This is a genomic window from Marinobacter sp., from assembly GCF_052094685.1.
Classification (GTDB): Bacteria; Pseudomonadota; Gammaproteobacteria; order Pseudomonadales; family Oleiphilaceae; genus Marinobacter.
The window spans coordinates 3441-30225 of the sequence record NZ_JBQDKB010000044.1; the positions used below are offsets into that span (position 1 = coordinate 3441).

The window sequence follows — 26785 nt, forward strand, 5'->3', positions numbered from 1 at the left end:
TTCCCATGTGGATGTGAACGAAATTCTGGTGCGGCCAACGCCGGCTGAATAGCAAAGGCAGCCTTGCCGCCTGTTCAGCTTTGCCTATCGCTTAGTGCTGCGTTGCCGTGGTTTTCCAGCTTTTGGGCGCTTTGACGATTTGGGTTTTTTGCCTGTTTCTGGCCTGGCTCCGGGCATTTTAGCCCTGCCGCCAGGTGCTTTGGAACCGGCTTTGTGGCTAGATCCCGGCGGTCGCGGTGTGTGTTTGGGTTTGCCGGTAGGTTTCTTTCTAGCGGGTGCTGGCTTATCTGGTGCGCTATCGGAAGATGAATCACGAATCGCATCGAACAGACCCGCAAGTTCTTTCTCTGTAAGGTCGCGCCACTGCCCTACAGCCAACCCTTTCAGGTTGACGTTCATGATGCGGACGCGTTCAAGCCGCGTTACTTCAAACCCGAAGTGCTCGCTCATTCTACGAATCTGGCGGTTCAGCCCCTGCACCAGAGTTATACGAAATACAAAACGGCTTTCCTGCACCACTTTGCATTTTTTGGTCATGGTACCAAGGATGGGAACGCCGCCAGCCATGCCCTGAATAAACGATTTGGTGATCGGTTTATCCACCGTCACCACGTATTCTTTTTCATGATTGTTGCCGGCTCTCAGGATTTTATTCACCAGGTCGCCGTTGCTGGTCATAAAGATCAGCCCTTGTGAATCCTTGTCCAAGCGCCCGATAGGAAAAATACGCGCACCATGGCCAACAAAACGCTGAATGTTGTGTTTCTCTGCGTCATCGGTGGTGCTTACGATGCCAACCGGCTTGTTTAGTGCAATAAATACCAGATCTTCTTCGGCGCGGGGTTCGATAACCTGGCCATTTACCTTAACGGTATCTGTGGGTAATACCTGGTCGCCCACACTGGCCCGCTTGCCATTAATAAAGACATTGCCCTGCTCAATGTAGCGATCCGCCTCCCGGCGGGAACACATACCGCTTTCGCTGATGTATTTATTAAGACGAGTGGAGAGTGTGCTGGTCATCGGTTATCCGGTTACGTATCAAAGTTTGGGCATGATACCAGCCAGATTTTCTTTCTGCGCCCTTGGGCCGTATAAAAAGGGGGAGTTTGTTGCAGGGAGGCCTCCGAAATGCCGGAGGCCCGGTTGGCCTTAGTGGCCGTATATTCGCATAGCCGTGTTCTGCACGGAGAGGTTGTCCAGAGCAACTGAGCCGATGGACGTGCCACCAATAAGAACCTGCCCAATGGACATGTCGGCCTCAAAGGTGTTCAGGTCGACTGCCAGAGCTGAATTGCCGTTCGCTCTGGTGCCATGGTAAATGTCCATGTCTACTTTGGCGCCGAGTTTTGTGATTAGAGGGTTGTCCGGATCAAATTCTGCGCCGGTCAAGTGCAGGTCTCGGATACCGAGAGCCAGGAAATCAACGTCAACATCCAGATCATCGATTGCAAACAGAGTTTGCACGTTCATTTCATCGGTTGCAGTGTCGACACGGATTTTAAGTTCTGTCACCACACCGTCCATCGCGAAATTATTCGCCAACACCGTGGAGTCGGTGTGTCCTTGTAGTGCCCATTCGCCGGTTTTTACAGAAAAATCGATTGGAGCAGCAACCAGTGGGAATACGTTTATCAACGCATCACCGTCATCTGCGATGTCGATTTCTACTTTAATATTGTCGATTAGTTCGCTGGACTCGTTGAACAGAAACCCCCGGATTGCCGGATCAGTAAATTCAGCAAACATGTCGGTGCGATTGGCACCGCCAATGAAAATATCTTTCACGGAGAGTGAGCCTTCATCCGTGTAGATGAATTCGCCAATATTGACCTGGGTTTCCAGTTCAATAGTGACACCCGCCTGGCCGGTAATATTGCCCATATGGGCGTCTTCAAGTGGCTTGAGTTCTGCGTGTGCTGCGAACGACAGGCTTGCAATTGCCAGCACCAGTACTGATTTCTTCAGGCTTTTCATAGTAAATCCTTTTTTGCTTTTGTTATGAAGGCCAGCCGGATATGAGACCGGCTGGCGGGGCGAGGGCTTCTTCAGGCAACCCTCTTTTCCTTAAAGTTCCGGGGTCAACGTCAGGTTGATAGTGTTGCCGGAACCGGACAGGAACTGATTAAGAACGTCAGTCAGCAGGCCGCAGTTCTCAAGAGGTGGCAGATTATACTCACCGCTCACATCACCGCCGGTTGCAGGCGAGAAGTTGGAGCCTTCGTTTGAGGCCAGAGTGATATCCACAGGCTGGATCGACTGACACTGGTCGCCACCGCCAACGCGGAAGGGAATGCCCCACAACTTGAGCTGAACCTTAGGCACCTTCACATACAGGTGAGAATTAGCAGTCAGCTTTCCGTTAACCAGCGTGCCGGTGGTGATTTCGGACTGCTCGAATTCTACATTCGCTACACCTTTCAGGCGGCTGAACAGCAGCTTGATTGAGAAGTGACCAACCGTTGGGTCGATAGCCAGATCTGCCTCAAACGTGCCGCTTGCCAGTTCCAGCAGGGTTGCGATGCTGCCGTTCAGGGGCAAGGTGCTGTCTGAAGACTTGATGAAAGTAGAGCCTTTCAGACCTAATAGAAGTTCGATCGCATCGCTCGATGCTTCGAAGCCCTCTGCACTGACTGGAACGGAGATTTCCGGGCTCTCTGCGTCGTTGGATGCGATCACCAGCTCGGCGTTACGTACGCCTGTAGTCGCGGCTGTGAAACTCACATCAATAGCACAGGTTTGCCCAGGTGCGACCGTGGTGCAGTTGTTGGTCTGCAGGAACTCACTTGCGTCTGCGCCGGTAAGGTTGATGCTGTTGATCAGCAGGGCTTCGTTGCCGTTGTTGGACACAGTGACCTGAGCAGACTCGCTCTGGCCTAACTGAACCTGGCCCAAGCTTACAGATGCCGGTGTAACCGCAATTTCAGGAATCGGCGCAAGAACACTGCGACCACTCAGTGCAACGTCAACAGAACTGTTGTCTGCATCGGTTGAGTTGATGGTTAGCGTTGCACTCTGGGTGCCTTCGCCATCAGGGATGTAGGTAACATTTACGTCACAGCTTTCGCCAGCTGCGATAGTGCTACAGTTGTTGCTCTGCATGAATGCACTGGCGTTTGCGCCAGCAATAGAAACGCCGTTAATGCCCAGTGCGGCATTGCCCGTGTTGCTCAGGGTAACGGTCTCATCTTTGGTTACACCGGCTTGTACATTGCCAAACGCTATCTCATCACGGTTTACCGCAATGCGTGGAGTTTCGACAACGTCACCTTCCACGGTAACCGTTTGCAGTAAGTTGTCTTGGCCCTCGAGCAGGGCACAGTTTGTTGTAATCTCACCGATAGGGGCGGGAGCGATCTCGCCGTTGGCAGTGCGTGCAACCAGGTTCAGTGTGAGTCCGCCAACGCGGATTTCTGCATTGCCCACATCCTGGTCGGTAAACACGAATTCTGGCGCCTGGCCATCGGCCGGAACAGTGAACGCGCCGGATTCTTCCGGGATCGGGCTTTGGGGGATGGTGAGCGTAACAATCTGCTCAACAGTTCGGCCTGGCGTGATGATCTGGTTGGTGTTTACCGCAGAACCTTCAACGGTTGTTGAGCCGACCAGTTTCAGGCCAGTGCGTGAGTCGTCGTTTACCAGTGTCATCGCGGTTACATTAAACCCTGGTAACGGGGTGCCAACGGTTGCGTTTGTAGGGATGTCTGCGCTGATCTCTGCGCTAATGGGCTGGTCGCCGATCAACGGAAATGGGCAGGTGAATTGCAGATTAGTAGAAACCGGGCTGGCGAGAGCGCTTCCGGCGCCAGACATTAATGCCGCAGCTGCCAGAGCGGGCGCGAGGATGCGCGCGCGGGGATTGGTGTTCCTGAGTTTCATGAGTTCGTCCTCTGTAAAGCTTCGTTGTTATAGGCGGGCGCGCAGACAGCACCGACGAGGACTGCTCAATCGGACTTGCAAAGACCCTTTAGCCACGCGTTTAAACGCATGTGTGCAGGACCATTAGGCCTTTGACAGCTACGGTGGGTCATTGCCGTTCCCGGCATGGTTTTTGTTTAAAGCGGCGATAGGGTGCAGAGAATGTTGAAACCGTGACCGGCTTCAAATTGCTCTGCAGTTCATCATAGAAAAAAACGATTATGGCGTTTTTCGGGACTGTCTGCGGACATCTCCAGGTGTCTGGCCGGTCCAGGCACGATAGGCTTTGGTAAAGCTTGCCTGGTCGCTGAACCCAAGCTTTTCAGCAATAGAATCCAGCGGAACATTGGTGTCGTTCAGATAAAGGGAAGCAAAGTTTTCGCGAATGTCGCTTCTTACCTCACGAAACGATGTGCCTGCACTGGCAAGATGCTGGCGTAGGGTGCGAGTGCTGATATCTAGCCGCCGAGCAATGTTGCTGGTGGTGCACGACCGACCAGGCTGGCTCATGATCATCTCCCGAACCTGCATCAGTGTTTCGTCGGCAAGTCCGACGGTTTCCCCTGAGCTTTTTCGATTCCGGGCCAGCAGAAACTTCAGGCTGGTATTGTTTTTTTGGGTGGGCTGGCCGTTGAGCGCCATAGTTATTTGGTTGCAGGGCGCATCAAAGCGGAATTCGCAATCCGAAGCCAGCGACTGCCATGAGCTGGCGCCCCGTCTTGTAGGGAAAGCAAACTGGATGTCAAAGTGTCCGCAAACCTCGGCAGATATACGGTGAATGCTACCCATATACATTTTGGTCACGCATGGGCTTAGCTCGCCAAGCCCCCAGGTATCGAGCAGGCGTATATGAAAGGTTGATCCGTTTGAATTCAGCTCCATGTCCATCAGCGGAAGACCAACACGGAGATACTGGACAATCATGCTAATGAGTTGTCTGGGATTATCCTGGCCGAGCACCGCAAATCCCAGCAAACCATGGCTGGGCAAATCCAGCTGTTGTCCGAACTGGAAAGCAGCCCGTTCGTCGTTCATTAGCCAATCAGCCTTCTGCAACACGGAGGTTATCTGCTGCATACAGATGCTTGCGTCAGGATCATTCAGCACGTCTTCAGTTATATCGGTATCGTTGAGAAGAGCCGCCCGTTTCACGCCTCTGCGCTCCATAAATTCAACGAAACGCCGCGCGTAGCGTGCAGATATGAGAGGCACCTCAAGGGCCATGCGATTCGAAATGTCCATATTCCTGTCCCTGGAACGGGCGTAGCCCGCAACATCGTCATGATTTACGATTGTTATTGTTTGAAGCTCTATACCGCAGGCTTTCCTTAGCAGGCAGTATAAGCAGGTCGAGCCTGTGTTATTTTCGGGGCCCGTCACGAAATGGCTGTCATGGCCGGATATGACAATGAAACATTCGTCAGGTTGAGCCTATGAGGCAGGAGAGTGCTTGCAGAAACCGTCTGTAGTATCCGTTAGTGAAGAATCACTCTGCATCGTATGCGAGCAGGGTGTGCTGGCCCGTTTTCGGATAGTGAGTGGTCGGGAATACCTGCGCTGCTCGCATTGCGAAGGAACGATTATGGCGCAAAAGAGCTGGCTTGCGCCGAATGAGGAGCGGGCTGTTTACGACCTTCACAACAATGATTCAGATGATCCGGGTTATCGGGCTTTTCTCGAGAAGCTGGTCTCACCCATGTTTGATCATATTCAGTCGGGCGCATTGGGGCTGGATTTTGGTTGTGGGCCTGGCCCAGCGCTTGCGGAAATGCTGCGTGAAGCGGGGATGAACGTGGTGCTTTATGACCCCTTTTTCTATCCAGAGCAATCAGCGTTGAGTCACCAGTACGATTTCATTACCTGCACAGAAGTGGTCGAACATCTGCATCGTCCGGCAGAAGTGTTTCGTCAACTGGATGGTTTGTTAAAGCCCGGCGGCTGGCTTGGCATAATGACTTGCTTTCAGACCTGCGATGACCGGTTTGATAACTGGCATTACCGGCGGGACCCTACACATGTTGTGTTCTATCGTGAGGCGACACTGGGGCTTATTGCTAAGCGCCTAGGCTGGACAATGAGTGTGCCCCGAAAGGATGTGGCTATTTTCCATAAGTCCTTATAAAAACCGGGAGCAACATGCTCCCGGTTTTTTACGAACCTTTATAGCCAGGTAAGGCCCACGCTGATGATCACGCCAGTGATGATTAGCAGCATGAGGCAGTACCCCATAATGTCCTTGGCTTTAAGCCCCGCAATAGCGAGTACTGGCAATGCCCAGAAAGGTTGCAGGAGGTTTGTCCACGCATCACCCCAAGCAACGGCCATGGCTACACGAGGAATGCTTGCACCGAGTTCTTGAGCCGCAGGTAGCATGACAGGAGCCTGCACGGCCCACTGGCCACCACCGGATGGGACAAATATGTTTACCAGCCCGGCGCTGATAAAGCCCCAGAAAGGCAGACTTTCTGCCGTTGCCATAGAGGCAAAGCCCGAGGAAATACTCGCTGCCAGTCCCGAAGCGGTCATCACGCCCATGATTCCGGCATAAAATGGAAACTGAATAACGATGCCTGAGCCACCTTTGACTGCCTCATGCAGGCTATCGAGTAGCCGCTTGGGCGTCTGGTGAAGAATGATTGCCAGGAACAGGAACATGAAGTTTACGATGTTCAGGTTTAAACCGCCGCCGTCTATAAAGTACTGGAAAATAAACGCCAGGCCGCTAAAGCCAGCTAGCCAGGCCAAGGTTCTGCTGTTTTCGAGATGATCTGCTGGACGTTGGATAGAAATGCTGGTGTCGGGCTCGTCATCAAGTACCGCAGGATCTACATAGGTGCTGTCTTCTTCTTTGGGCAGCATCATGCGGTTTGCCAGCGGGACCACAATAAACAGCGCCACAATGATTGCGAGGTTAAAGAAGGCAAAAATGGTTTCGCCGGTGCCGATAACGCCAATCATGTCTGCGGTAAAATGCCCTTCAGTTGCGATAACCAGTGGAATTGAGCCCGCAAGCCCGCCATGCCATACGATAAAACCGGAGTAGGCGCTGGCGATCAGCAGTGGATAGTGAACCCTGATTTGCCGTGCTAGAGCTTTCGCGAAAAGAGCACCGACTACGAGGCCAAACCCCCAGTTAATCCAGCTCGCGGTAAGCGCTACGAAGGTTACCAGTACAATAGCTTGGCCTGGTGTGCTGGCCAGCGCTGCAATCCGATTCAGTATTCCCCGGACAAACGGCGTGCTGGCCAACATAAAACCGGTTACCAGAACAAGCAGCATCTGCATCGAGAAAGTAAGCAGGTTCCAAAAGCCGTCACCCCACATGTCGAGCACTGCCAGCAGGCCATGACCTTCGAATGCCATGGCTGCGATGATCGAGACTAGGGAGAGAATCAGTACAAAAATATAGGGATCTGGCAGATATTTATCCACCAAACTGACCATTGGCCGGGCAGCTCTATCAAGCATTGCTTACTTCCTTATTCTTGTTGCATTTGGTTCATGTCAGCTTAGATGGTTGAGGGATGAAAGCCAAACTAAATGGAATAAGCAGAAGGTATAAGAAGACTTTTGATAGATAAGGTGCTTGCGGCCAAAATCACGTGATGGGCTGGTTCAGAATGTTGAAAAACCAGTTGCTTCCATCAAGCGATAGCGCCAGTAACGCAGTATCGAATCGTCTGCCCAATGTTCATAGGGCAGGCTCATGACGGGATCGCTGTCGGGGCCGGATCGCCACTGTTGTTCAAAGAAGTCAACGGCTTTTGTGGCTACCGCAGAATCTGGCGGCACGGAAATCCACACATCGGTTTCAAGATTCAAGTCGTCCAGATTGCGCCGAGTAAAGTTGGCTGAGCCCAGCAGGAGTTCGGTGGGGCTTACTTTCGGCCGCAGAATGAGCGATTTGCTATGGCATTGCTCACCGGAGGTATTGCACCAGCGAACAGGAATGCCAGCATTGTTAAGCTCCAAGGCGACCTGCCGGTTGGGGATGCCGCTTTTTTGGTGGCCAAAGGCTTCGTTGTTGGCGTCAAGAAGCACCCGCAGGTTTGCGCCACGGTCGTGGGCGTCGAGCAGGGCGGCAACGATGTCCCGGTGTGAGAGATAGAAAAATGCGAGATCCAACCGGCTTCCGCTCTGCGCCTTGGTGATCATCTCAAGTGCTGAATCCAGGATCGCGGATTCTGTTCTTACCGCAATTCTACCAACCGACTGCTGAGTTGTTGTCTGGCTGGCATTTGCCTCACTGACCAGTCTGTTCAGCGTTGGGTTGGCCCGGTCGGACATATTCAAAACCGCTTGCTCGCTTTTCAGAAGATCGGTGACCGCTGGGCCGGTAAAGCTGATTGCGGTATTACTGTGCCGGCTGCTGCCATCGTGCGGATTGGCAGAGGTTACCAGGGCGCGTAGCTTGCCACCGTCATCTGCAACCAGAATTTTACGGTGGTTTGCTTTGAAGTTGGGTAGGACAAGGTAGCTGCGAATGGTGACAGGTTGTGATCCTATAGCGTTCGGCAACCAGCCACCTTCGGGGTTATTGCCAAACCACTGACAACAGGCCCGCCAGATTGACGACCATGTGGGGTTGCTGTCACGAAGCGGTTGCAGGTTGGTTTCCGTTACTGAAATGCCAGCCTGCCTTAGCGCCTGAAACCAGGGCGACACCGAGCCGCCGTAAAGAGTATTTAGCGGGTCGGAAATAACCACAATCTCTAGCTCGGGCTGCTCGGCTTTCCGGTTGATCAGCGCCTCGGTCAGTTGTTGCGAGAGAGGCCGATGCTCTACGCCTTCAGGGCTGCTGCTGTTGAAGAGGAACATATCGACCAGTACGAAGGATTTAGCCTGGCTGATAAGGCGCAGTATTTCGTCAAAAATCTCTTGGTCTTGGGTTTCTGAGCCATCTCGATGATGATAGGTCGCATCTACCAGCAACACTGCGTCACTCATGGGGAGTGCGTCACCGTTGTGACTGATGCCGGGAGGCAAGGGCTTGTAGGTGTGATACAAGCCTACACCAACGAGCATCAGAGCAATGAGTGCGAACAATATCTTCCGTGACATAAGGGTCCAGTGTTTTCGGTGCGGTTTTATCCGGCTTTGTTCTCGGTAACCAAGGCGGAAAAGCGTTCGAGTAACCCTGATGCTTCTGGGGCGCGGGTAACTGAGTCGATCATGGCTTGTGAATCAAACCCTTCGCTTTCCAAGTCCGGGGTTTGAACACCCAGATAGGCTCGCATGACGGCGTCGGAAAATTCCGGGTGGAATTGCACGCCCCAGGCGCATTTGCCTACCCTGAATGCCTGATGCGGCTCAAATTCGTTGTGGCCAAGCAAAACCGCACCCGGGGGTAGGCGTAATACCGATTGCTTGTGGGTGAGCTGTGCGTTGAAGATGCTTGGCATGCCGCCAAACAGCGGATCATCCTGGGCGCTGGCCAGCAGTTCCACGCGCTGGGTACCGCTCTCTCGGCCCTTTGGGTGATAGCCTACTTCGCCATCTAGAGCGTGTGCCAATAGTTGGTGTCCATAACATACACCGAGTACCGGCACGGCCTGATCCACTGCTTGCGCCAGCCATTCTGCGGCTTTTTCACTCCAAGGCTCCTGGTCGCTGACCATGGCCGGGGAGCCAGTTACCACTATACCGTCCCAGTCTGAGGGGGCTCCGGGTAGCTCGCCGGCTTCTGCATTCAGCACGGTAATGTCTAGCTCTGGCGATAGCCCTCGTAAGAACCATTCGTCGAAATCGCCGAATTGTTCTTTGATCGTTGGATAGGTGCTACCCGTTTTAAGGATCACCACTTTAGGGTTGGATTGGCTTTGGCTCACTCCTCGGGCAGCTCCGCATTGTGGAAAATGTTCTGCACATCATCCAGCTCGTTCAACATATCGAGAAACTTCTCGAACAGGGGAATGTCATCGCCCTCCACAGCTGTGGTCGTTTTCGGTAGGAACTGAATGTCGTCCACGTCGAAATCAATGTCGGCGAAGGCGTCGGTTAGTGCCTGGCGGGCTTTGGCGTATTCGGTGTTCGGCGTAAAAACGGTGATTTGGCCGTCTTCATTCTCGATATCGGTCACATCGACATCGGCTTCCATCAATGCTTCAAGCGCGGATTCTTCTTCACCTTTGAACACAAAAATTGCGCTGTGATCAAACATATGGGCTACGGTGCCCGGTGTGCCGATCTTGGCTTTGGTCTTGGTGAAGGCCAAGCGAACATCACCGAAGGTACGGTTGGGGTTATCCGTTAGACAGTCTACGATCACCATGCAGTTGCCGGGGCCGTAACCTTCGTAACGTGCAGGTGAGTAGTCTTCGCCGGCGCCGCCGCGGGCTTTATCGATAGCTTTGTCGATAACGTGAGAAGGCACCTGATCTTTTTTGGCGCGCTCAATCAGGCCGCGCAGCGACAGGTTACCATCCGGGTCTGTACCGCCGGACTTGGCGCTCATGTAAATTTCACGCCCGTACTTACTGTAGACCTTGGTTTTGGCCTCTGCGGTTTTGGCCATGGATTGTTTGCGGTTCTGGTAGGCTCTGCCCATTTTTGCGCTGCCTCATGCTTGCTGGGGAAAAGGCCGGATTTTACGCAAAATTAGCAGTTTGGGACAGGCCTATTTAGTGGGCCCGCCCCGGGGCAGTTAGATGTAGTCTACGGGGGCGCGATAATTGTCCTGAGTCATCAGGTCGATACCGCACTCGATGTTGCTAACCCAGTTCAGGAACTGGTCAACCATCGCGGGGCCTTCGAAGCGCTTTCCGTGCTGGGGCACGATCATTTCGACATCCATTTCCCGGATCATGTTGGCCCAAAGCCGGCATATCTTTTTTGAGGCAATATAGCGTCGATGAAATCCCATCATATGGGGGACGTGTCGATCGAAATCCTGCACTGGCAGGTGGTCGTCTTCAGAACCCATAGACGCACCAAGATCTCCGGAAAACAGAATTTTTGAGACCGGGTCGTAGAACTGCAGGTTACCCACTGAGTGCATAAAGTGGGCGGGCAGGCATTGCAGGTACGATTCGCCGAACCTTACGTTGGCGCCCGCATCTGGAATACTAACAATGCGATCGTAAACGCTGCCGCTGAGCTGGTTGGTTACGTAGCTGGACACTAAGTGAGGGAGAAATCTGGCCCATAGCTTGGATGTCACAATCTTTGCGCTGGTATGCACGATCCAGCGATCAATGGCGCCGATGATGTCCGGATCCTGGTGCGACGCAAATACAAAATCCATCTCTTTGATGTTCATGTATTTGGATGCAGCGACTGCAAGCGGCGTGTAAGTAAGATCGCCGCCTGGATCAATTAGCGCTTCGTGTTTGCCGTCAACGACTAGGAATTGGTTGGACTGGACACCCTCGCCGGTGACCAGGGAATCGAACATCAGGCACTTATGATGTCCGTTATCAAACAGGACAATGGGCTCGTTTGCCATTTTGATCTCCGCAGAATAAGGGCCGGCTGAAGTGGCCGGATATTGCAAGTTGCGCGGAGGGTACAAAATCGAAGAATAGCAACTATTGCCTTAGGTCAATTATCTGATATTCATCAAGTAACGTTTTGTTTCGCTCGACCGTTCGGGTTATGCCAGCTTCGGCACTTGCTTGATCCCACGGCGTATGGCGTGCTCCAGGCCCGCGCTGACTAGTTTGCCGGTAAACGGCACAATATCGTCAAACGAAATGCGATAGCGCACGCGAGTGTGTCCTTCTGGCGTATCTTCAAAACGAATACGGCCCAAGTGATTTCGGATCGGGCTTACGCTGGTAATGGTGTACTCGATTAGTGAATCCGGCTCGAAACTGGTTACGGTTTCTTTCAGGCCAATAGGGCCGATGCCAAGCTTGCGTACCGAGCCAAGACCGTTGGGATCCCCTTGATTGCTGTTCTTTATTCGTTTTACGGGTGCCCCAAGGAGTTTTCCGAAGCTTTGGTGGTCGGCAAACAGAGCAAAAACTTTGCTGCGTGGCACATTGAAGGTTTCGTCAATTTCAAAGGTATGCGTAGCCATTAGGATGCTCTCGTTTGTCGTGGTTTGGCCAAGACTAACGGTTTAATCTCTACAACAAAAGTCGTAGTCAGGGGCAGGTTAAGAGCTGGCCTGATGTGCTGGGTCAGTGCCGCGGCGTGTGACGGTAATCTCTCGGTGCCTGGCCCATGGTCTTCTTAAATAGCCGCGAAAAATAATAGGCGTCGTCATAGCCAAGGCGGTGGCTTATTTCTGTAAAGCTCAAGCTTGTGGTATCCAGCATCTGGCAGGCTCGTTCTACTTTCAAATGCAGAAAGTGTTGGATCGGAGAGGTGCCGGTCTGTTCTTTGTAGCGCGTGGCAAAGTGGGCGGGAGAAAGCCCCGCGACGTCTGCAAGCTGTTCCAGGGTAATGCGCTCGTCGAGATGTTCGCGCATATAGTTGTTGATGGTATCCAGTTCCGCCTGCCGCTTATGGCCGGTTTCATCAACGCTGATCGGAACCGCTGTTAGTAGTTGGCGTAAACGATTGGCAGCGTGGATCAGACCACGGGCACGGAAGCCTGTCTGGCGAACAGAAAGTAGGCCGTTAAAATCCACCAACAGTCTAGGTTGCCGGCCCAGATGGCGGATAGGCGTGGCGTCATCGAAGCCCATGTATTTGCGAAACTCTTCCGCCATTGGGCCAGTGTAATGCACCCAGTGAATAGTCCATGGGTTGTCTGGGTCTGCCGTGTAACGGTGGTTAGCACCAGCAGGCAATAACAAGAGATCCCCCGCCTCCATCGTATAAGGCTCGCCTTCTATGTTCAGGAACGCCTTTCCCTCTGTGCAGTAAATCAAAAGATTGTCGCGATGGTTTTCTCGATGCATGTGATGGCCCGTGGCGCGGCGGTAGTGGCCAAAAGCTCGGGGATAGAGATCCCGGGTTAGGGGGTGCTCAGACAAAAGCCTAATAATGGGGGCTGGTACTACGTAGCGAATGCTGTCCTTGGGGACCGGCCACTGAGAGGTTTGTGTCATGTTTGTTGCTGCCGTCAAGTGTGTGGCAATCGAAAGATAGTCCATCACGAACGAAATTTAGTCAATCACCAAGTGCCAGAGAAGGTGCTAAGGTCATACCATACATCGCTAAAGCAACTTCGCTTTGGCCCGTTTCCCGCACAAAAACAAACAGGGGTTTTGAGATGAAAAACGTTCCACTGTACCTAGCTGGTGAATTCGTACAGAGCCAGACCAGCGAATGGATTGACGTAACCAACCCGGCCACCAACGAAGTGATCGCCAAGGCTCCTTGCACCACAGACGCCGAGATGCGCAAAGCTATAGATAGCGCAGGCGAGATGTTCAACACGTGGAAGGAAGTGCCAGTTTCTGAGCGTGCCCGTGTGATGCTGCGCTATCAGGCATTGCTCAAAGAGCACCACGACGAGATCGCAGAAATCCTGTCCCAGGAAACGGGTAAAACGTTTGATGATGCCAAGGGCGACGTGTGGCGTGGCATTGAAGTGGTTGAGCATGCGGCCAACGTTGCTTCTATGATGATGGGCGAGACCGTTGGGAACGTTGCGCGTGGGGTAGATACACACTCTTGGATTCAGCCGTTGGGTGTGTGTACGGGCATTACGCCATTCAACTTCCCAGCAATGATTCCGCTGTGGATGTTCCCCCTGGCGATTGCCTGCGGTAACACCTTTATACTCAAGCCCTCCGAGCAAGATCCGCTCACCCCCATGCGCCTTGCAGAGCTGTTTGAAGAAGCGGGTGCGCCTAAGGGTGTGCTGCAGGTAGTACACGGTGGCAAGGAACAGGTGGATATACTGCTTACCGATCCTGCGGTTAAAGCAATCTCTTTTGTAGGTTCTGTGCCAGTTGGCCGTTACATCTACGAAACCGGCACCAAAAACATGAAGCGTGTTCAGAGCTTCGCCGGTGCCAAGAACCACATGGTCATCATGCCGGATGCCGACAAACAGCAGGTTCTCAATGCCTTGGTGGGCGCTTCTGTAGGCGCTGCGGGCCAACGTTGCATGGCTATTTCCGTTGCCGTGTTTGTAGGCGAAGCCCAGTCTTGGATTCCAGAACTGAAAGATGCCATGGCGAAAGTTCGCCCGGGTGCCTGGAACGATTCTGGCGCCAGCTATGGTCCGATTATCTCCTCCAAAGCTAAAGATCGTGTTGAATCTCTCATTGCCACTGGTGAGTCTCAGGGCGCTAACCTCCTATTGGACGGCCGCGGTTGCACCGTGGATGGCTTGCCTGATGGAAACTGGATTGGCCCCACCTTGTTCTCGGGTGTGACCACCGAAATGGACATCTATAACGAAGAAGTGTTTGGCCCTGTGCTTGCCTGTATGGAAGAGGACAGCCTGGCTGACGCGATTACTCTGATCAACAACAGCCCTTACGGTAATGGTGTTTCTATCTTTACCGGCTCCGGTGGTGCTGCTCGCAAGTTCCAGCATGAAATTGAGGTTGGTCAGGTGGGTGTGAATATTCCCATTCCTGTGCCCCTGCCGTTCTTCTCGTTCACTGGCTGGAAAGGTTCTTTCTACGGTGATCAGCACGCATACGGTAAGCAGGCGGTACGCTTCTATACTGAGACTAAAACAGTGACCTCGCGTTGGTTCTCCAGTGAGGTGGAAGCCGAAGCAGAAGCGAACTTCTCGATCCAGTTGCGCTAATCACGTTGAGGGTGGGTATGTTTAATCTGGAGCCTGACAATGGACTTTAACCTGACAGAAGATCAGCTGGCGTTTCGCGAAGCGGCCCGCACCTTTGCTGAGAAATCCATGGCGCCCCATGCGGCCAAGTGGGACGACGAGCATATTTTTCCGGTCGACACGCTGAAAGCAGCCGGTGAGATGGGCTTTATGGGGATCTATACCCCAGAAGCGCTCGGCGGCATGGGCCTTTCACGGCTGGATACGTCTGTTATTGTGGAAGAGCTGGCGGCTGCCTGCCCCTCAACGGCTGCGTTCATCACCATTCACAACATGGCGACCTGGATGGTGGCGAGCTTTGCATCTGATGACCTCAAGCAGGAAATCGTTCCAAAGCTGGCTAGTGGTGAGTGGCTTGCGTCTTACTGCCTGACAGAGCCGGGTGCCGGCTCTGACGCAGCCAGTCTAAGAACCAAAGCGGTTCGCGACGGCGACAGTTATGTCATCAACGGCAGTAAAGTGTTTATATCCGGTGCGGGTGATACCGATATTCTCGTGTTGATGGCGCGCACTGGCGCGCCGGACTCGGGCCCAAAAGGTATCTCCACGTTCGTGATTCCGGCGGATGCCGACGGCATTTCCTACGGCAAGAACGAAGAGAAAATGGGCTGGCATAGCCAGCCGACTCGCACCATTAACCTTGAGAATGTTCGCATCCCAGCAACCAGCCGGGTCGGTGAAGAAGGTGATGGCTTCGCTGTTGCCATGAAAGGCCTTGATGGCGGGCGCCTTAACATTGCCACCTGTTCTCTGGGCGGGGCCCAGGCAGCTCTGCTGAGAGCCCGCAACTACATGCACGAGCGAGAGCAGTTTGGTAAGCCTTTGGCGGCTTTTCAGGCTCTGCAGTTCAAATTGGCGGATATGGCGACCAGTTTGGTAGCGGCCCGGCAGATGGTACGCCTTGGGGCTTTCAAATTGGATAGCTCTGATACTGAAGCCACGCTGCACTGTGCCATGGCCAAGCGTTTCGCCACAGATGCCTGCTTTGATGTGGTGAACGACGCACTGCAATTGCACGGTGGTTATGGCTATATCCGGGAATACCCTCTGGAGCGCTATTTGCGCGACCTGCGAGTGCACCAAATACTGGAAGGTACCAACGAGATCATGCGGCTAATTGTTGCCCGCCGCTTGCTGGACAACGGCGTGGCCGAGGCCATTCAATAAACCGCGAAATAATAGGAGATAGATGATGAGCGATCTGATTCAGCTCGAGAAACGTGGACACATTGCGGTACTGACGATTAATAATCCGCCGGCCAATACTTGGACGGCGGATTCCCTGCATGCACTTTCAAAAATTGTTCGCGAACTCAACGAAGACACAAATATCTTTGCCTTGGTTCTCACCGGGCAGGGCGAGAAGTTTTTCTCCGCTGGCGCTGACTTAAAAACCTTTGCGGATGGCGACAAGGCTCGGGCCAACGAGATGGCTCAGCTGTTTGGTGAAGCCTTTGCCACCTTAACGGCGTTCCGGGGTGTGTCCATTGCAGCAGTAAACGGCTACGCCATGGGTGGCGGCCTTGAGTGTGCATTGGCCTGTGATATTCGCATCGCCGAAGAGCATGCCCAGATGGCATTGCCAGAAGCGTCTGTTGGCCTGCTGCCCTGCGCGGGCGGCACCCAAAACCTGCCTTGGATCGTAGGCGAGGGCTGGGCCAAACGTATGATTCTGTGCGGCGAGCGAGTGAAGTCCGACAAAGCCTTGCAAATTGGCTTGGTTGAAGAAGTTGTCCCCACGGGCAAAGGCCTGGAAAAGGCGTTGGAGCTGGCTGAAATGGCCTGCAAGCAAAGCCCGTCTTCTACTGCCCGCTGCAAGACTTTGATAATGAGTTCCCGTGATGGCCGCAGCCACACAGATAGCTGGCGCATGGAGCGGGAGCTGTTTGTTGAGCTGTTCTCAACCGAAGACCAGAAGGAAGGCGTGAATGCCTTTCTCGACAAGCGTAAACCGGAATGGAAAAACCGCTGAAACCCGCAGATATACCGGTTTAAGGATTAGACATGAGCCATCAACCGATTGTTTTTGAAGAGTGGAAAACTGCTGACGGCGCACTGATTGCCGTGGCTCGGCTGAATACGCCGAAAGCACTGAACTCACTCTCCCTAGAGATGATTCGGCAGCTGACGCCTCAGCTCAAACGCTGGGCTGAGGACGACAATGTTCGGGCTGTTTGGATCGAGGCAGAAGGCGACAAGGCTTTTTGTGCCGGCGGCGACATTGTGGCTCTTTATCGGAGCATGACCGAGCCACAAAGTGGAAGCGGTGCCAGCGAAGGCATCGCCTTCTTCACCGAAGAGTACGAGATGGATTATTTGATCCACTCGTTCCCAAAGCCGGTGGTGTGCTGGGGCCACGGTATAGTTATGGGCGGCGGCATTGGCATTATGGCCGGCGCCTCTCATCGAGTGGTTACAGAAGCCTCTAAACTGGCTATGCCTGAAAGCAGTATTGGTCTTTATCCAGACGTAGCCGCTGGCTGGTTCCTTAATCGTGCCCCTGGGCGCACAGGGTTGTTTTTGGGGCTAACCGGTGCCCGCATGAACGCGGCTGATGCACTGTTTGTTGGCCTAGCCGATCGCTTCATCAAGCATGATTTGAAAGCAGCTGTGGTCGCGGATCTGACGGCGCATAACTGGCAGGGTGAAGACGCATTCGCCGTAGTGGGAAGCGTGCTCCGGCAGCACGAAAACCAAAGTGCGGATGCCTTGCCGGAATCCCCGGTGCGGACTCATTTTGATGAGATCAACCGCGTAACCGATGCCGACACCCTGACCGATATGGTTGCGCAGATGAAAGAGCTTTCAAGTGGAGAGGGTTGGCTTGCCAAAGCCACTCGGCCGCTGGAAGCTGCCTCGCCCACATCGCTGGCCCTGTGTTGGCAGCATTTGCGTAACTGTCGCTTGGATAGCCTTAGTGAGGTTCTGGCTAAAGAGCTCACGCTGTCTAAGAACTGCCTGAGCAAAGGTGAGTTTGTCGAAGGGGTGCGTGCACTCCTGATAGATAAGGACAAGCAGCCCCGCTGGCGCTACGCATCGCTGGCGGAAATGGACAGCAAGTGGATAAACAGCTTTTTCGAAAGTTAGCCAAATCAGGCCGCTAACCGACCAAGTGCGCGGCCTGTTCAACCGAATACAAAAACAAGGGGATGATTATGGCGACGGTTTCTTTTATCGGCCTGGGCAACATGGGTGGCCCCATGGCCAGCAATCTTTTAAAAGCCGGGCACGACGTAACCGTGTTTGATCTTTCAAAAGACGCGGTTGCGGCACTGGTTTCCGAGGGTGCGAAAACTGCAGATACGGCTCATGACGCAGTCAAAGGTGCGGAATGCGTAATCAGCATGCTACCAGCGGGTCAGCACGTAGAGGCAGTATATCTCGGCGATGATGGCCTGCTGGCCAACTTGCCTGAAGGCACTCTCGTAATTGATTCATCAACAATCGCACCAGAAACGTCTCGCGGTGTGGCCGAACAAGCTAAAGCCAAGAACATTCCGTTCATCGATGCCCCGGTTTCTGGGGGTGTGGGTGGTGCCAAAGCCGGCGCTCTCACTTTCATCTGCGGTGGCGACGAAGAGACGTTCAATAAGGCTAAGCCGATTTTGGAAGCCATGGGCAAGAACATCTTCCATGCGGGCGAAAACGGTGCAGGACAGATTGCCAAAATCTGCAACAACATGCTGTTGGCCATCCTTATGGCAGGCACTAGTGAAGCCTTGGCCTTAGGTGTGAAAAACGGCCTGGATCCGGCAGTTCTCTCAGAAATTATGAAGCAAAGCTCTGGTGGCAACTGGGCGCTTAACGGTTACAATCCCTGGCCTGGCGTGATGGAGGCTGCCCCCGCTTCACGGGAATATGAAGGTGGCTTCTTGGTTAACCTGATGAATAAGGATCTTGGGTTGGCCTTTGATAACGCTGTAAAGAATCACGCAGCTATCCCCATGGGCTCTCTCGCCCGAAACCTGTTTGAACTCCACGCAGGGCAGGGCAATGGAGCGTTGGATTTCTCCAGCATTCAGCGCCTTTATAATCCGGAATAAGACATGCCGGGGCACGGCTCTCTGTGCCCCGTGATTCCGCTCCCCAACGAATTGTCTCCGCTTGTTATATTCGTATCTGTCAGCACAAAAACTGTTGAGCAAGATAACTATAAGGAGGAGAATGAATCCGCGAAATGTTGGATCGGTAGCGAGCAATGCGTAGCCGGTTTTTGATCACGGTTGCGGGCTTCTCTACTTATGTTGACGAATACCTTTGTGCTCTATTTATCGACGGTGTTGATCTGGGGATCGACGTTTATCGCGATACCTTTGCAATTGGGAGAGGTGCCCGGCGATGTGTCCATTGCCTACCGTTTTGGGCTAGCCGCGCTGGTTCTGATGCTTTGGTGCCATCTCACTAAGCGGAATATGAAATTCGGCTTTCGTCAGCACTTTTGGATGATGGCTCAAGGGCTGATGCTGTTCGGCTTCAACTACATGTTGGTTTATCAGGCAGCGGCTGATATCACCAGTGGGCTGATCGCTGTGGTGTTCTCTACCATCATCGTAATGAACATTATTAACGGCGCTCTGTTTTTTGGGAACCGTGTGCCCCGGGCCGTTATTGCCGGTGCCGCTTTTGGGTTGGTGGGCATCTGCCTGGTGTTCCTGCCGGAAGTTCGCGCTCTGGATGCAGACGGAACCACCCTGCGTGCGATTATTCTGAGCCTGGTTGGCACGTTTATCACCTCGTTCGGTAACATGCTCTCTGCCCGCAACCAGTCCTCTCAATTACCCGTTATGCAGAGCAACGCATATGGCATGGCTTATGGCGCGCTGGCACTGGCTATTATTGCCTGGGGCCGGGGAAGTCCTTTTGCGTACGAGGCGACCTGGACTTACACAGGCTCGTTGGTTTACCTGGCCCTAATCGGCTCTGTTCTTGGGTTCGGGAGCTTTCTAACGCTGCTCGGGCGAATAGGGCCCGAGCGTGCCGCCTACTGCATGGTTTTGTTCCCAATTGTGGCGCTTGCGCTTTCAACTGTGTTTGAAAACTATGTCTGGACGGCTGAGGCGGTTGCGGGTGTATCGCTGGTACTTGCGGGTAACCTGCTGGTGATCGTGCCCAAAGAGAAGCTGCTGAGAGTAGTGCGAACCTTTCGCCCGTCGGTAAGCCGCTCAACAGAGTGAGCGAAGCACAGTAGGCATTGAGCGATGCGATGTGTCAGTGCTGTTGTGTGAAGGTTATAATGGCTGCATTGTATGGCCGCACCGCGCCAAATTCTGCAAACCAGGTACCCTCGCAATGGAAATCAACGTCAATTATCTCGACAACCTCCGAGTTGAAGCCAAGTTTGATGACTTCTCGGTGATTGCCGACCAGCCCATCCGCTATAAAGGCGACGGCTCCGCGCCCGGCCCTTTCGACTATTTTTTGGCATCCTCTGCCTTGTGTGCGGCTTATTTCGTTAAAGTTTACTGTGTAGCGCGTGATATCCCGACCGACAATATCCGTCTGTCCCAGAACAACATTGTTGATCCTGAAAACCGCTACAAACAGATATTCAAAATTCAGGTTGAGCTGCCAGAGGATCTGTCCGAGAAACACCGCCAAGGTATTGTGCGTTCAATCGACCGCTGTACGGTCAAAAAAGTGGTGCAAACCGGCCCAGATTTCCAGATTGAAATTGTCGATAGCCTCGACGGCGATGCTCAGGCCCTGCTGATGGCCAAGCCAGAGGCAGGCGCCAAAACCTATATTGAGGGTAAAGACCTGCCATTGGAGCAGACCATCGCCAACATGACCGCCATCTTGGCGGATTTGGGCATGAAGATTGAAATCGCATCCTGGCGCAACATTGTGCCTCACGTTTGGTCGCTGCACATGCGCGATGCAGCCTCGCCCATGTGTTTCACCAATGGTAAGGGCTCTACGAAAGAAAGCGCCCTGTGTTCGGCATTGGGCGAGTTCATTGAGCGGCTGAACTGCAACTTTTTCTACAACGATCAGTTTTTCGGCGAAGACATCGCTAACAGCGAGTTTGTTCATTACCCAAGGGAGCGTTGGTCCAAGCCGGGGCCTGATGATGAGCTGCCTCAGGGCATTTTGGATGATTACTGCCTGGCTATCTATAACCCGGAGGATGAGCTGGCAGGCTCCAACCTGGTTGATACCAACTCCGGCAATGTTGAGCGTGGTATTTGCTCTTTGCCCTTCGTGCGTCACTCCGACGGTGAGGTGGTGTATTTCCCGACAAATCTGATTGAGAACCTGTACCTGAGTAACGGCATGAGTGCGGGCAATACACTGCATGAAGCGCAAGTACAGTGCTTGTCAGAAATTTTTGAACGGGCGGTAAAGAAGGAGATTATTCAGGAAGAAATTGCGCTCCCGGATGTGCCCCTGCACGTATTGGAAAAGTACCCGGACATTCTCGAAGGCGTGCGGGCGCTGGAAGCACAGGGTTTTCCGGTGCTGGTTAAAGATGCCTCTCTCGGCGGCCAGTTCCCCGTGGCCTGCGTCACCCTGATGAACCCGAAGACCTGTGGAGTGTTTGCCTCCTTTGGTGCACATCCTTCCATGGAAATCGCCCTGGAGCGCAGCCTCACCGAATTGATGCAGGGGCGCAGCTTTGAAGGACTGAACGATTTTCTGCCCCCGACCTTCAACAGCCTCGCGATCACTGAGCCGAACAATTATGTGGAACACTTTATTGATTCGTCCGGCATCGTGTCCTGGCGCTTTTTTAGCGCCAAGTCGGATTACGAATTTAACGAATGGGATTTCTCTGGCACCAACGAAGCCGAAGCGGCTTCCCTGTTTGGCATTCTTAAAGACATGGGCAAAGAAGTGTACACCACCGTTTATGACGATCTGGGTGCCCCGGTCTGCCGCATGCTAGTGCCCGGTTATTCCGAGGTTTATCAGATAGAGGATCTGGTCTGGGATAACACCAATCGTGCTCTGCTTTTCCGGGAAGATATTCTGAATCTGCATATCCTGAGCGATGAGCAACTGGCAGCCCTGGTGGAGCGCCTGGACGATAGCCAGATTGACGAATACACCGACATCATCACCCTGATCGGTATCGAATTCGATGAAAACACGGTGTGGGGTCAGCTCACCATTCTTGAGCTGAAACTGTTGATCAACCTTGCTTTGCAGCAGTACGAAGAAGCTCTTGAGCAGGTTGAAATGTTCATACAGTTCAACGACAACACCGTTGAACGCGGACTGTTTTATCGAGCGATGAGTGCGGTACTGGAAATCGTTCTGGATGACGAACTTGAGCTGACGGATTACCTGTTCAACCTCAGGCGCATGTTTGGCGACGAGACCATGGACGCCGTGGTGGGTTCGGTGGATGGAAGTGTGCGCTTCTACGGCCTGACCCCAACCAACATGCAGCTGGAAGGCCTGGATAAACACCTGCGCCTTATTGAAAGTTACAAGAAATTGCATGCAGCGCGTGCCGCGAGAGCAGGGATCGAACGTTAACGCTTGACCTTAATATTGCTCGCGTTCACCATCCTGTCGTTTCTTCGGGCTCGCCATCGATCATGTTGCGCGAGCGTTCCGTGTGTTTTCAAACCGAATAAGGTAGAACGACATGGCAGATCAGATAAGAGTAGCAATCGCCGGGTACGGAAACTTGGGGCGGGGTGTTGAATCGGCCTTGGCGCAAAACCCGGATATGCGTTTGGTGGGTGTGTTCAGCCGTCGTGATCCTGCCAGCGTAACTCTGCTCGACAGCAACGTGCCCGTCCATGCCATGGCGGATGTTGAGACGTTTCAGAATGAAGTGGATGTGATGATCCTCTGCGGCGGCTCAAAAACCGATCTGCCAGAGCAGGGGCCTTACCTGGCGCAGTTTTTTAATACCGTAGACAGTTTTGATACCCACGCCAAAGTAAACGAATACCTCGCAGCCCTGGATGAGCCGGCACAAAAATCTGGGCATGTCGCACTGATGTCTGTGGGTTGGGATCCCGGCTTGTTCTCACTGAACCGGCTGTTTGGTGAAACCATTTTGCCAGAAGGTGAAACTTATACCTTCTGGGGCAAAGGCTTGAGCCAAGGCCACTCCGATGCAGTACGCCGTGTAGACGGCGTTAAAAAGGGCGTGCAATACACCTTGCCGTCTGAAGAGGCCATTGCACGGGTACGCAACGGTGAGCAGCCGGAACTGGCAACCCGCGAGAAGCACGTACGCGAATGCTTCATTGTGCTGGAAGACGATGCTGATGCAGGCACTGTGCGCAACAGCATCGTGACCATGCCAGACTATTTTGAGCCATTCGAAACAGTTGTTAACTTCATTGATGAAGCGACCTTCGCAGCCGAACACAGCGCCATGCCTCACGGCGGCTTTGTGATTCGTAGCGGCGCGACCGGCACTCAGAGCAAGCAAACTATCGAGTACTCTCTTGCGCTAGGCAGCAACCCTGAGTTCACTGCCAGTGTGCTGGTGGCCTACACCCGCGCAGTTCACAAGCTGGCCAGTGCTGGCGAAGTGGGTGCCAAATCCGTGTTTGATGTGGCACCGGGGTTACTGTCACCAAAGAGCCCAGCACAGCTTCGTAAAGATCTGCTCTGATATGACTTTCCCTCTCGTTACAACGGGCTGGTTGGCAGATAACCAGCCCAACAAGAACCTGATTCTTCTCGATGCCAGCATGAGCAAGGTGATCGGCAGAGAGCCCGTTGTGTACGATGAGCCTGTGTTTATCCCCGGGGCCAGACAGTTCGATTTGGAGCGTGACTTTTGCGATCTGAACTCGCCCATGGTTCATGCTTTTCCCTCGAAAGAGCAGTTCACTCGCGAAGCTCAGAAGCTGGGGATAAACACCGACAGCATTGTCATTATTTATGACAATAGTGCTGGACGAGCACAGCTTTAAAAGCGCAGAGCAGCTAAAAGCGGTTTTCTCAGGGCTTCTGCCCCATGAGAATCAACAAGCGGTGTTTTCCTGCGGCTCAGGCATAACCGCGTGCATTATATTGATGGCCGCAGTCATTGCGGGCCACAAAAACAATGTGCTTTACGATGGTTCCTGGGCTGACTGGGGAAGCAATCCGTCGTTGCCGGTTGCCACGTCGGGTTAATGTGGCCCCACAGTATTTTTTCTGAAAGGCACATCTAGAGCTTATGCCGAAGCCCACGATGATTGAAGCGGTAACCTTGCCTGATCCCAGTGTCAGTTGTTCAAGCTGCGAAGCTTGCTGCTGCCGCTTGGAAGTGATGTTGATCACCGAGACGGGCGTGCCCGAGCGGTTTATTGAAGAAGACGAATGGGGTGGTTTAACCATGGCGCGATTGGAGGACGGTTGGTGCGCAGCGCTGGATCGCACCACCATGTCTTGCTCGATTTATGAGAAGCGTCCGTTCATTTGTCGGGAGTTTGAAATGGGCGGCTACGAGTGTGTAGCTGAACGCGCCGCCAATGCTCCGATAACGTAAGGTACCGGTTTTCCTAGCCGATTATTGTTCTTTGTCTTGGGCGAATTTTACCCGTATTTTATTTTTGCCTACCTTGGCGTCATTCAGGAGCGCCTTGGCCAGCTTGGCTTCCTTGGTATTTGGCATTTCCACAAAGCCAAATCCTTTTGAAAGTCCGGTTTCTTTGTCTAAAACCAGAGTGCACTCAGCGACCGTGCCGTGAGCCGCAAACAGCTCTTGAATTTCCTGCTCGGTTGTCGTGCGTGCGAGGTTACGAACTAATAGTTTCATGATGGGCCATATATAGAAAAGTAAGTATGGCCTCAATTGTTCCAGTGTGGGGTAGTAAGAACAAGCTGTTTTGGTTGCCTTAGAAAATTTGGAACGAGTTATTCAGGCAAATGGCCATCGCAGTTAAACGTTGTGCTGGCGTCGGTACTGTTCCGGTGTACAGCCCGCGTGGCGTTGAAACATCGTATGAAGGCTGAGCTGCTGCTGTAGCCCATATCAAAGGCCAGTTCTTTGATCGACAGGCCTTTTTCAAGGGCCTCGATGGAGGCAAGAAAACGTAAGCGCTGACGCCACTCCCCAAAGCTCATTCCCAATTCCTGCATAAAATGGCGAGCCAGCGTGCGTTCGCTGACGAACACCTGTTTTGCCCAGTCAGCCAGTGAACAGTTATCACCGGGGTTGGCACGTAATTCATCCAAAACCTGGTTTACGGTTGTGCTGATTCCGAAGGGTAGGTAATCGGCTTCCCGAGGTGCCAGATGCAGTTGATCAAGCAACACTTGGGCAAGGTTCAGGTCTGGTTGACTGACCGGCGTGGTCACGTCACGCTCAGCGAAATCATTCAGAATCGCTTTGAGCACATCGTTCATGGTCACGGCGCAAGGGCTGCCCGGCAACGTTCGACATTCTTCCAGCCCGATATACACGGATCGATACACCACCGATTCGCGGTTATAGCAGCTGTGCAACGCATTAGGTGGGATCCACACAGCGTAGTTTGGCGGTGACATAAACGGCCGACCGTCGATTTCCAATTGCATCACGCCACGGGCGGTAAAATTCAGCTGTCCCCATTCATGGCGGTGCGCCACGGCATGAGTGTCGGCGCCGTATTCGTCATAACGAAAGTACACCGGGCCCGGCAACTCGCTGAGTGCGGGGATTTCAATGTAGTTTCTATTCACCTTGTCTTAAACCATCGCTATGTTGTCTTAAATTCAGTATAGCCTTTATTAAAGACAGGCGGATAATAGCGCTTCTGATTCTTCACTCGTTTTCTGGGATTTGTGACTATGTATTATGCGTTTCCGCTATTGGCTGTCATATTTTGGGCGGGAAATACCGTAGTTAACAAGCTCACTGTGGGCGTTATCTTCCCAGCTGAAATCGGTTTCTATCGCTGGCTATTTGCTGCTGTCGTACTCACGCCGGTACTGCTGCGCCCGACGCTGCGATCTTGGCCGGTAGTTAAGGCAAATCTGGGCAAGATTTTTGTGCTGGGTGTACTAGGCATGGCGGTTTACCAGAGCCTTGCCTATTTCGCAGCACCAAAAACCACCGCCACCAATATGGGCATTGTGTTGGCGCTGATGCCGGTGATGTCACTGGTGCTAGCGATAATGGCATTGGGGCACCGCCTGACCGTGGGCGCTGTGGTTGGCTCATCATTTTCGTTTTTGGGCGTATTGATTGTTATCACCTCAGGGGATTTAACCACCCTTACTCAACAAGGGATTAACGGCGGCGATGGCATGATGTTAGTGGCTGTTGCGGCCTACGCTATTTACAGCACGCTACTGAAAAAATGGCAGATTCCCTTACCGGCGATGCAGTTGCTTTACGCGCAGGTTTTAGTGGCTGTGGTGGTGTTATTCCCATTGTTTGCTGTATCGCCACAAGCCGGGTTGAACAGCGATAACCTACCGTTGGTGTTGTTCGCCTGCGTGTTTGCGTCTATCGGCGCACCGCTGGCCTGGATGACGGGAATCAAACATTTGGGGCCCAGCCGTACCACCGTGTTTTTTAACCTTGTACCTATTTTAACGGCGGTTATTGCCTCTGTGATGCTGAATGAAACCTTGGGGCTATATCACTTCATTGGCGGAGGGCTGACCTTATTCGGCGTGCTGATGTCTGAGTGGTGGACGCGTCCATTTCGAGCGAAAGCACGGGCACAAGTGTCGCCCTGATGCTTCTTTAATGTAGAACTGATGCTCCTTTGGCGCAGGGAGAGTTTGATTAACCGCCGTTTTTGCGACAGAATCCCTGCCCAGATTCATACAGAACCATACCTTCAAGGATTGAAGATATGCCTCAGGCAAGCGGACTGCAGTTTACCGCCCGTATTGGCGAACTCCCCTCTGATTTATTTTCCGTTGTTGGCTTTACGCTAACCGAACGATTATCCGAGCTATTTCACGGCCGCCTTGAATTGGCCAGTACTGATCCAGATGTGGATGTTTTAGATGTACTAGAGCAACCGGTGGATCTGGTGGTTTGGCAAGACGGCATGGCCCTTCGCCGTTTTACCGGCGTGGTAAATGAATTTGCCCGTGGGGATAGTGGCCACCGCCGTACCAGTTACGAGCTGATCATTCAGCCGCCTTTATGGCGCTTAGGGCTGATGCACAACAGCCGCATCTTCCAAACCCAGACCACAGACACCATCGTGCGCACTCTGCTGGAAGAGCGGGGCATTGTGAGCTCGGGGTTTGATTTAAAGCGCACTCCAC

At 53.1% G+C, this 26785-nt stretch carries 26 protein-coding genes and 1 pseudogene; 14 read left to right on the plus strand and 13 right to left on the minus strand.

Annotated elements, in window-relative coordinates; genetic code table 11:
• Window positions 1-84: 84 nt before the first annotated feature.
• From rluF to ACTH3S_RS10370, 4 genes are all read right to left on the minus strand, one after another.
• The gene (gene rluF, locus ACTH3S_RS10355; RefSeq protein WP_441808933.1) at window positions 85-1023 is read right to left on the minus strand and encodes a 23S rRNA pseudouridine(2604) synthase RluF; all 939 of its coding nucleotides are present in this window, start codon (window positions 1021-1023) and stop codon (window positions 85-87) included.
• 129 nt (window positions 1024-1152) lie between these two features.
• Window positions 1153-1977, minus strand: coding sequence for a DUF6160 family protein (locus ACTH3S_RS10360; protein WP_441808934.1), 825 nt, complete (start codon window positions 1975-1977; stop codon window positions 1153-1155).
• Between the two features lie 90 nt (window positions 1978-2067).
• On the minus strand, window positions 2068-3879 hold the full coding sequence (locus ACTH3S_RS10365) for a choice-of-anchor D domain-containing protein (protein ID WP_441808935.1): 1812 nt from the start codon (window positions 3877-3879) through the stop codon (window positions 2068-2070).
• Window positions 3880-4137: 258 nt separating this feature from the next.
• Window positions 4138-5160 (minus strand): AraC family transcriptional regulator ligand-binding domain-containing protein, encoded by a 1023-nt coding sequence (locus tag ACTH3S_RS10370; protein ID WP_441808936.1) that lies wholly within the window; start codon window positions 5158-5160, stop codon window positions 4138-4140.
• 208 nt (window positions 5161-5368) lie between these two features.
• Here ACTH3S_RS10370 and ACTH3S_RS10375 point away from each other — a divergent pair, with 208 nt between their 5' ends.
• Window positions 5369-6040 (plus strand): class I SAM-dependent methyltransferase, encoded by a 672-nt coding sequence (locus ACTH3S_RS10375; RefSeq protein WP_441808937.1) that lies wholly within the window; start codon window positions 5369-5371, stop codon window positions 6038-6040.
• Window positions 6041-6078: 38 nt separating this feature from the next.
• Here the strand turns inward: ACTH3S_RS10375 and ACTH3S_RS10380 are convergent, their stop codons facing one another.
• The 7 genes from ACTH3S_RS10380 to ACTH3S_RS10410 form a co-directional block, all read right to left on the minus strand.
• A complete protein-coding gene (locus ACTH3S_RS10380; protein ID WP_441808938.1) occupies window positions 6079-7386 on the minus strand; it encodes a short-chain fatty acid transporter in 1308 nt (435 codons plus the stop codon).
• Window positions 7387-7533: 147 nt separating this feature from the next.
• Window positions 7534-8979, minus strand: coding sequence for a phospholipase D family protein (locus tag ACTH3S_RS10385; RefSeq protein WP_441808939.1), 1446 nt, complete (start codon window positions 8977-8979; stop codon window positions 7534-7536).
• 26 nt (window positions 8980-9005) lie between these two features.
• Complete coding sequence (locus ACTH3S_RS10390; RefSeq protein WP_441808940.1) at window positions 9006-9746, minus strand: glutamine amidotransferase; 741 nt, start codon at window positions 9744-9746, stop codon at window positions 9006-9008.
• Window positions 9743-10465 (minus strand): YebC/PmpR family DNA-binding transcriptional regulator, encoded by a 723-nt coding sequence (locus tag ACTH3S_RS10395; RefSeq protein WP_441808941.1) that lies wholly within the window; start codon window positions 10463-10465, stop codon window positions 9743-9745. The genes ACTH3S_RS10390 and ACTH3S_RS10395 overlap by 4 nt, the downstream gene beginning before the upstream one ends.
• Window positions 10466-10561: 96 nt before the next feature.
• Entirely contained in the window at window positions 10562-11362 is an 801-nt protein-coding gene (locus ACTH3S_RS10400) for an MBL fold metallo-hydrolase (protein WP_441808942.1), read from the minus strand.
• A gap of 147 nt (window positions 11363-11509) precedes the next feature.
• The gene (locus ACTH3S_RS10405) at window positions 11510-11938 is read right to left on the minus strand and encodes an SRPBCC family protein (RefSeq protein WP_441808943.1); all 429 of its coding nucleotides are present in this window, start codon (window positions 11936-11938) and stop codon (window positions 11510-11512) included.
• Between the two features lie 103 nt (window positions 11939-12041).
• Window positions 12042-12917 (minus strand): AraC family transcriptional regulator, encoded by an 876-nt coding sequence (locus tag ACTH3S_RS10410; protein ID WP_441808944.1) that lies wholly within the window; start codon window positions 12915-12917, stop codon window positions 12042-12044.
• Between the two features lie 164 nt (window positions 12918-13081).
• Here ACTH3S_RS10410 and ACTH3S_RS10415 point away from each other — a divergent pair, with 164 nt between their 5' ends.
• The 11 genes from ACTH3S_RS10415 to ACTH3S_RS10465 all read left to right on the plus strand — a co-directional run bounded on the left by ACTH3S_RS10415 (window position 13082) and on the right by ACTH3S_RS10465 (window position 24062).
• Window positions 13082-14578 carry a CoA-acylating methylmalonate-semialdehyde dehydrogenase gene (locus ACTH3S_RS10415; protein WP_441808945.1) on the plus strand — a complete coding sequence of 499 codons (1497 nt, stop codon included), beginning with the start codon at window positions 13082-13084 and terminating at the stop codon, window positions 14576-14578.
• A gap of 39 nt (window positions 14579-14617) precedes the next feature.
• Window positions 14618-15784 carry an acyl-CoA dehydrogenase family protein gene (locus ACTH3S_RS10420; protein ID WP_441808946.1) on the plus strand — a complete coding sequence of 389 codons (1167 nt, stop codon included), beginning with the start codon at window positions 14618-14620 and terminating at the stop codon, window positions 15782-15784.
• A gap of 25 nt (window positions 15785-15809) precedes the next feature.
• Window positions 15810-16589 (plus strand): enoyl-CoA hydratase, encoded by a 780-nt coding sequence (locus ACTH3S_RS10425; protein WP_441808947.1) that lies wholly within the window; start codon window positions 15810-15812, stop codon window positions 16587-16589.
• A 32-nt stretch (window positions 16590-16621) separates the two neighbouring features.
• The gene (locus tag ACTH3S_RS10430) at window positions 16622-17704 is read left to right on the plus strand and encodes an enoyl-CoA hydratase/isomerase family protein (protein WP_441808948.1); all 1083 of its coding nucleotides are present in this window, start codon (window positions 16622-16624) and stop codon (window positions 17702-17704) included.
• 68 nt (window positions 17705-17772) lie between these two features.
• Window positions 17773-18660: a 3-hydroxyisobutyrate dehydrogenase gene (gene mmsB, locus ACTH3S_RS10435; protein ID WP_441808949.1), complete on the plus strand. Its 888-nt coding sequence runs from the start codon at window positions 17773-17775 to the stop codon at window positions 18658-18660.
• 198 nt (window positions 18661-18858) lie between these two features.
• On the plus strand, window positions 18859-19791 hold the full coding sequence (locus ACTH3S_RS10440) for a DMT family transporter (RefSeq protein WP_441808950.1): 933 nt from the start codon (window positions 18859-18861) through the stop codon (window positions 19789-19791).
• A gap of 115 nt (window positions 19792-19906) precedes the next feature.
• Complete coding sequence (locus tag ACTH3S_RS10445) at window positions 19907-22099, plus strand: OsmC domain/YcaO domain-containing protein (protein WP_441808951.1); 2193 nt, start codon at window positions 19907-19909, stop codon at window positions 22097-22099.
• A 112-nt stretch (window positions 22100-22211) separates the two neighbouring features.
• Window positions 22212-23198 (plus strand): diaminopimelate dehydrogenase, encoded by a 987-nt coding sequence (locus ACTH3S_RS10450; protein WP_441808952.1) that lies wholly within the window; start codon window positions 22212-22214, stop codon window positions 23196-23198.
• A 1-nt stretch (window position 23199) separates the two neighbouring features.
• Entirely contained in the window at window positions 23200-23502 is a 303-nt protein-coding gene (locus tag ACTH3S_RS10455; RefSeq protein WP_441808953.1) for a rhodanese-like domain-containing protein, read from the plus strand.
• Window positions 23471-23707, plus strand: coding sequence for a sulfurtransferase (locus tag ACTH3S_RS10460; RefSeq protein WP_441808954.1), 237 nt, complete (start codon window positions 23471-23473; stop codon window positions 23705-23707). Before ACTH3S_RS10455 ends, ACTH3S_RS10460 begins: the two co-directional genes overlap by 32 nt.
• 58 nt (window positions 23708-23765) lie before the next feature.
• Entirely contained in the window at window positions 23766-24062 is a 297-nt protein-coding gene (locus tag ACTH3S_RS10465) for a YkgJ family cysteine cluster protein (RefSeq protein ID WP_441808958.1), read from the plus strand.
• A gap of 21 nt (window positions 24063-24083) precedes the next feature.
• Here the strand turns inward: ACTH3S_RS10465 and ACTH3S_RS10470 are convergent, their stop codons facing one another.
• Together ACTH3S_RS10470 and ACTH3S_RS10475 are read right to left on the minus strand one after the other, a co-directional pair.
• Window positions 24084-24332 (minus strand): RNA recognition motif domain-containing protein, encoded by a 249-nt coding sequence (locus ACTH3S_RS10470; RefSeq protein WP_441808955.1) that lies wholly within the window; start codon window positions 24330-24332, stop codon window positions 24084-24086.
• Between the two features lie 123 nt (window positions 24333-24455).
• A pseudogene (locus tag ACTH3S_RS10475) lies at window positions 24456-25237 on the minus strand (AraC family transcriptional regulator).
• Window positions 25238-25345: 108 nt separating this feature from the next.
• On the opposite strand from ACTH3S_RS10475, the gene ACTH3S_RS10480 reads away from it, so the two are divergent.
• Together ACTH3S_RS10480 and ACTH3S_RS10485 are read left to right on the plus strand one after the other, a co-directional pair.
• Window positions 25346-26242 carry a DMT family transporter gene (locus ACTH3S_RS10480; RefSeq protein WP_441808956.1) on the plus strand — a complete coding sequence of 299 codons (897 nt, stop codon included), beginning with the start codon at window positions 25346-25348 and terminating at the stop codon, window positions 26240-26242.
• 119 nt (window positions 26243-26361) lie between these two features.
• Window positions 26362-26785, plus strand: a 424-nt coding sequence (locus ACTH3S_RS10485) for a contractile injection system protein, VgrG/Pvc8 family (RefSeq protein WP_441808957.1), incomplete at its 3' end; no start/stop codon positions are given.

Bases quoted from the DNA above. Each gene is read 5' to 3' on its own strand.
- mmsB (WP_441808949.1), top strand. From the start codon at position 17,773: ATGGCGACGGTTTCTTTTATCGGCCTGGGCAACATGGGTGGCCCCATG.
- ACTH3S_RS10400 (WP_441808942.1), bottom strand. From the start codon at position 11,362: ATGGCAAACGAGCCCATTGTCCTGTTTGATAACGGACATCATAAGTGC.
- ACTH3S_RS10395 (WP_441808941.1), bottom strand. From the start codon at position 10,465: ATGGGCAGAGCCTACCAGAACCGCAAACAATCCATGGCCAAAACCGCA.
- ACTH3S_RS10385 (WP_441808939.1), bottom strand. From the start codon at position 8,979: ATGTCACGGAAGATATTGTTCGCACTCATTGCTCTGATGCTCGTTGGT.
- ACTH3S_RS10415 (WP_441808945.1), top strand. From the start codon at position 13,082: ATGAAAAACGTTCCACTGTACCTAGCTGGTGAATTCGTACAGAGCCAG.
- ACTH3S_RS10460 (WP_441808954.1), top strand. From the start codon at position 23,471: ATGACAATAGTGCTGGACGAGCACAGCTTTAAAAGCGCAGAGCAGCTA.
- ACTH3S_RS10450 (WP_441808952.1), top strand. From the start codon at position 22,212: ATGGCAGATCAGATAAGAGTAGCAATCGCCGGGTACGGAAACTTGGGG.
- ACTH3S_RS10360 (WP_441808934.1), bottom strand. From the start codon at position 1,977: ATGAAAAGCCTGAAGAAATCAGTACTGGTGCTGGCAATTGCAAGCCTG.
- ACTH3S_RS10470 (WP_441808955.1), bottom strand. From the start codon at position 24,332: ATGAAACTATTAGTTCGTAACCTCGCACGCACGACAACCGAGCAGGAA.
- rluF (WP_441808933.1), bottom strand. From the start codon at position 1,023: ATGACCAGCACACTCTCCACTCGTCTTAATAAATACATCAGCGAAAGC.
- ACTH3S_RS10420 (WP_441808946.1), top strand. From the start codon at position 14,618: ATGGACTTTAACCTGACAGAAGATCAGCTGGCGTTTCGCGAAGCGGCC.
- ACTH3S_RS10440 (WP_441808950.1), top strand. From the start codon at position 18,859: ATGTTGACGAATACCTTTGTGCTCTATTTATCGACGGTGTTGATCTGG.
- ACTH3S_RS10455 (WP_441808953.1), top strand. From the start codon at position 23,200: ATGACTTTCCCTCTCGTTACAACGGGCTGGTTGGCAGATAACCAGCCC.
- ACTH3S_RS10430 (WP_441808948.1), top strand. From the start codon at position 16,622: ATGAGCCATCAACCGATTGTTTTTGAAGAGTGGAAAACTGCTGACGGC.
- ACTH3S_RS10380 (WP_441808938.1), bottom strand. From the start codon at position 7,386: ATGCTTGATAGAGCTGCCCGGCCAATGGTCAGTTTGGTGGATAAATAT.
- ACTH3S_RS10410 (WP_441808944.1), bottom strand. From the start codon at position 12,917: ATGACACAAACCTCTCAGTGGCCGGTCCCCAAGGACAGCATTCGCTAC.
- ACTH3S_RS10365 (WP_441808935.1), bottom strand. From the start codon at position 3,879: ATGAAACTCAGGAACACCAATCCCCGCGCGCGCATCCTCGCGCCCGCT.
- ACTH3S_RS10465 (WP_441808958.1), top strand. From the start codon at position 23,766: ATGATTGAAGCGGTAACCTTGCCTGATCCCAGTGTCAGTTGTTCAAGC.
- ACTH3S_RS10405 (WP_441808943.1), bottom strand. From the start codon at position 11,938: ATGGCTACGCATACCTTTGAAATTGACGAAACCTTCAATGTGCCACGC.
- ACTH3S_RS10480 (WP_441808956.1), top strand. From the start codon at position 25,346: ATGTATTATGCGTTTCCGCTATTGGCTGTCATATTTTGGGCGGGAAAT.
- ACTH3S_RS10425 (WP_441808947.1), top strand. From the start codon at position 15,810: ATGAGCGATCTGATTCAGCTCGAGAAACGTGGACACATTGCGGTACTG.
- ACTH3S_RS10370 (WP_441808936.1), bottom strand. From the start codon at position 5,160: ATGGACATTTCGAATCGCATGGCCCTTGAGGTGCCTCTCATATCTGCA.
- ACTH3S_RS10445 (WP_441808951.1), top strand. From the start codon at position 19,907: ATGGAAATCAACGTCAATTATCTCGACAACCTCCGAGTTGAAGCCAAG.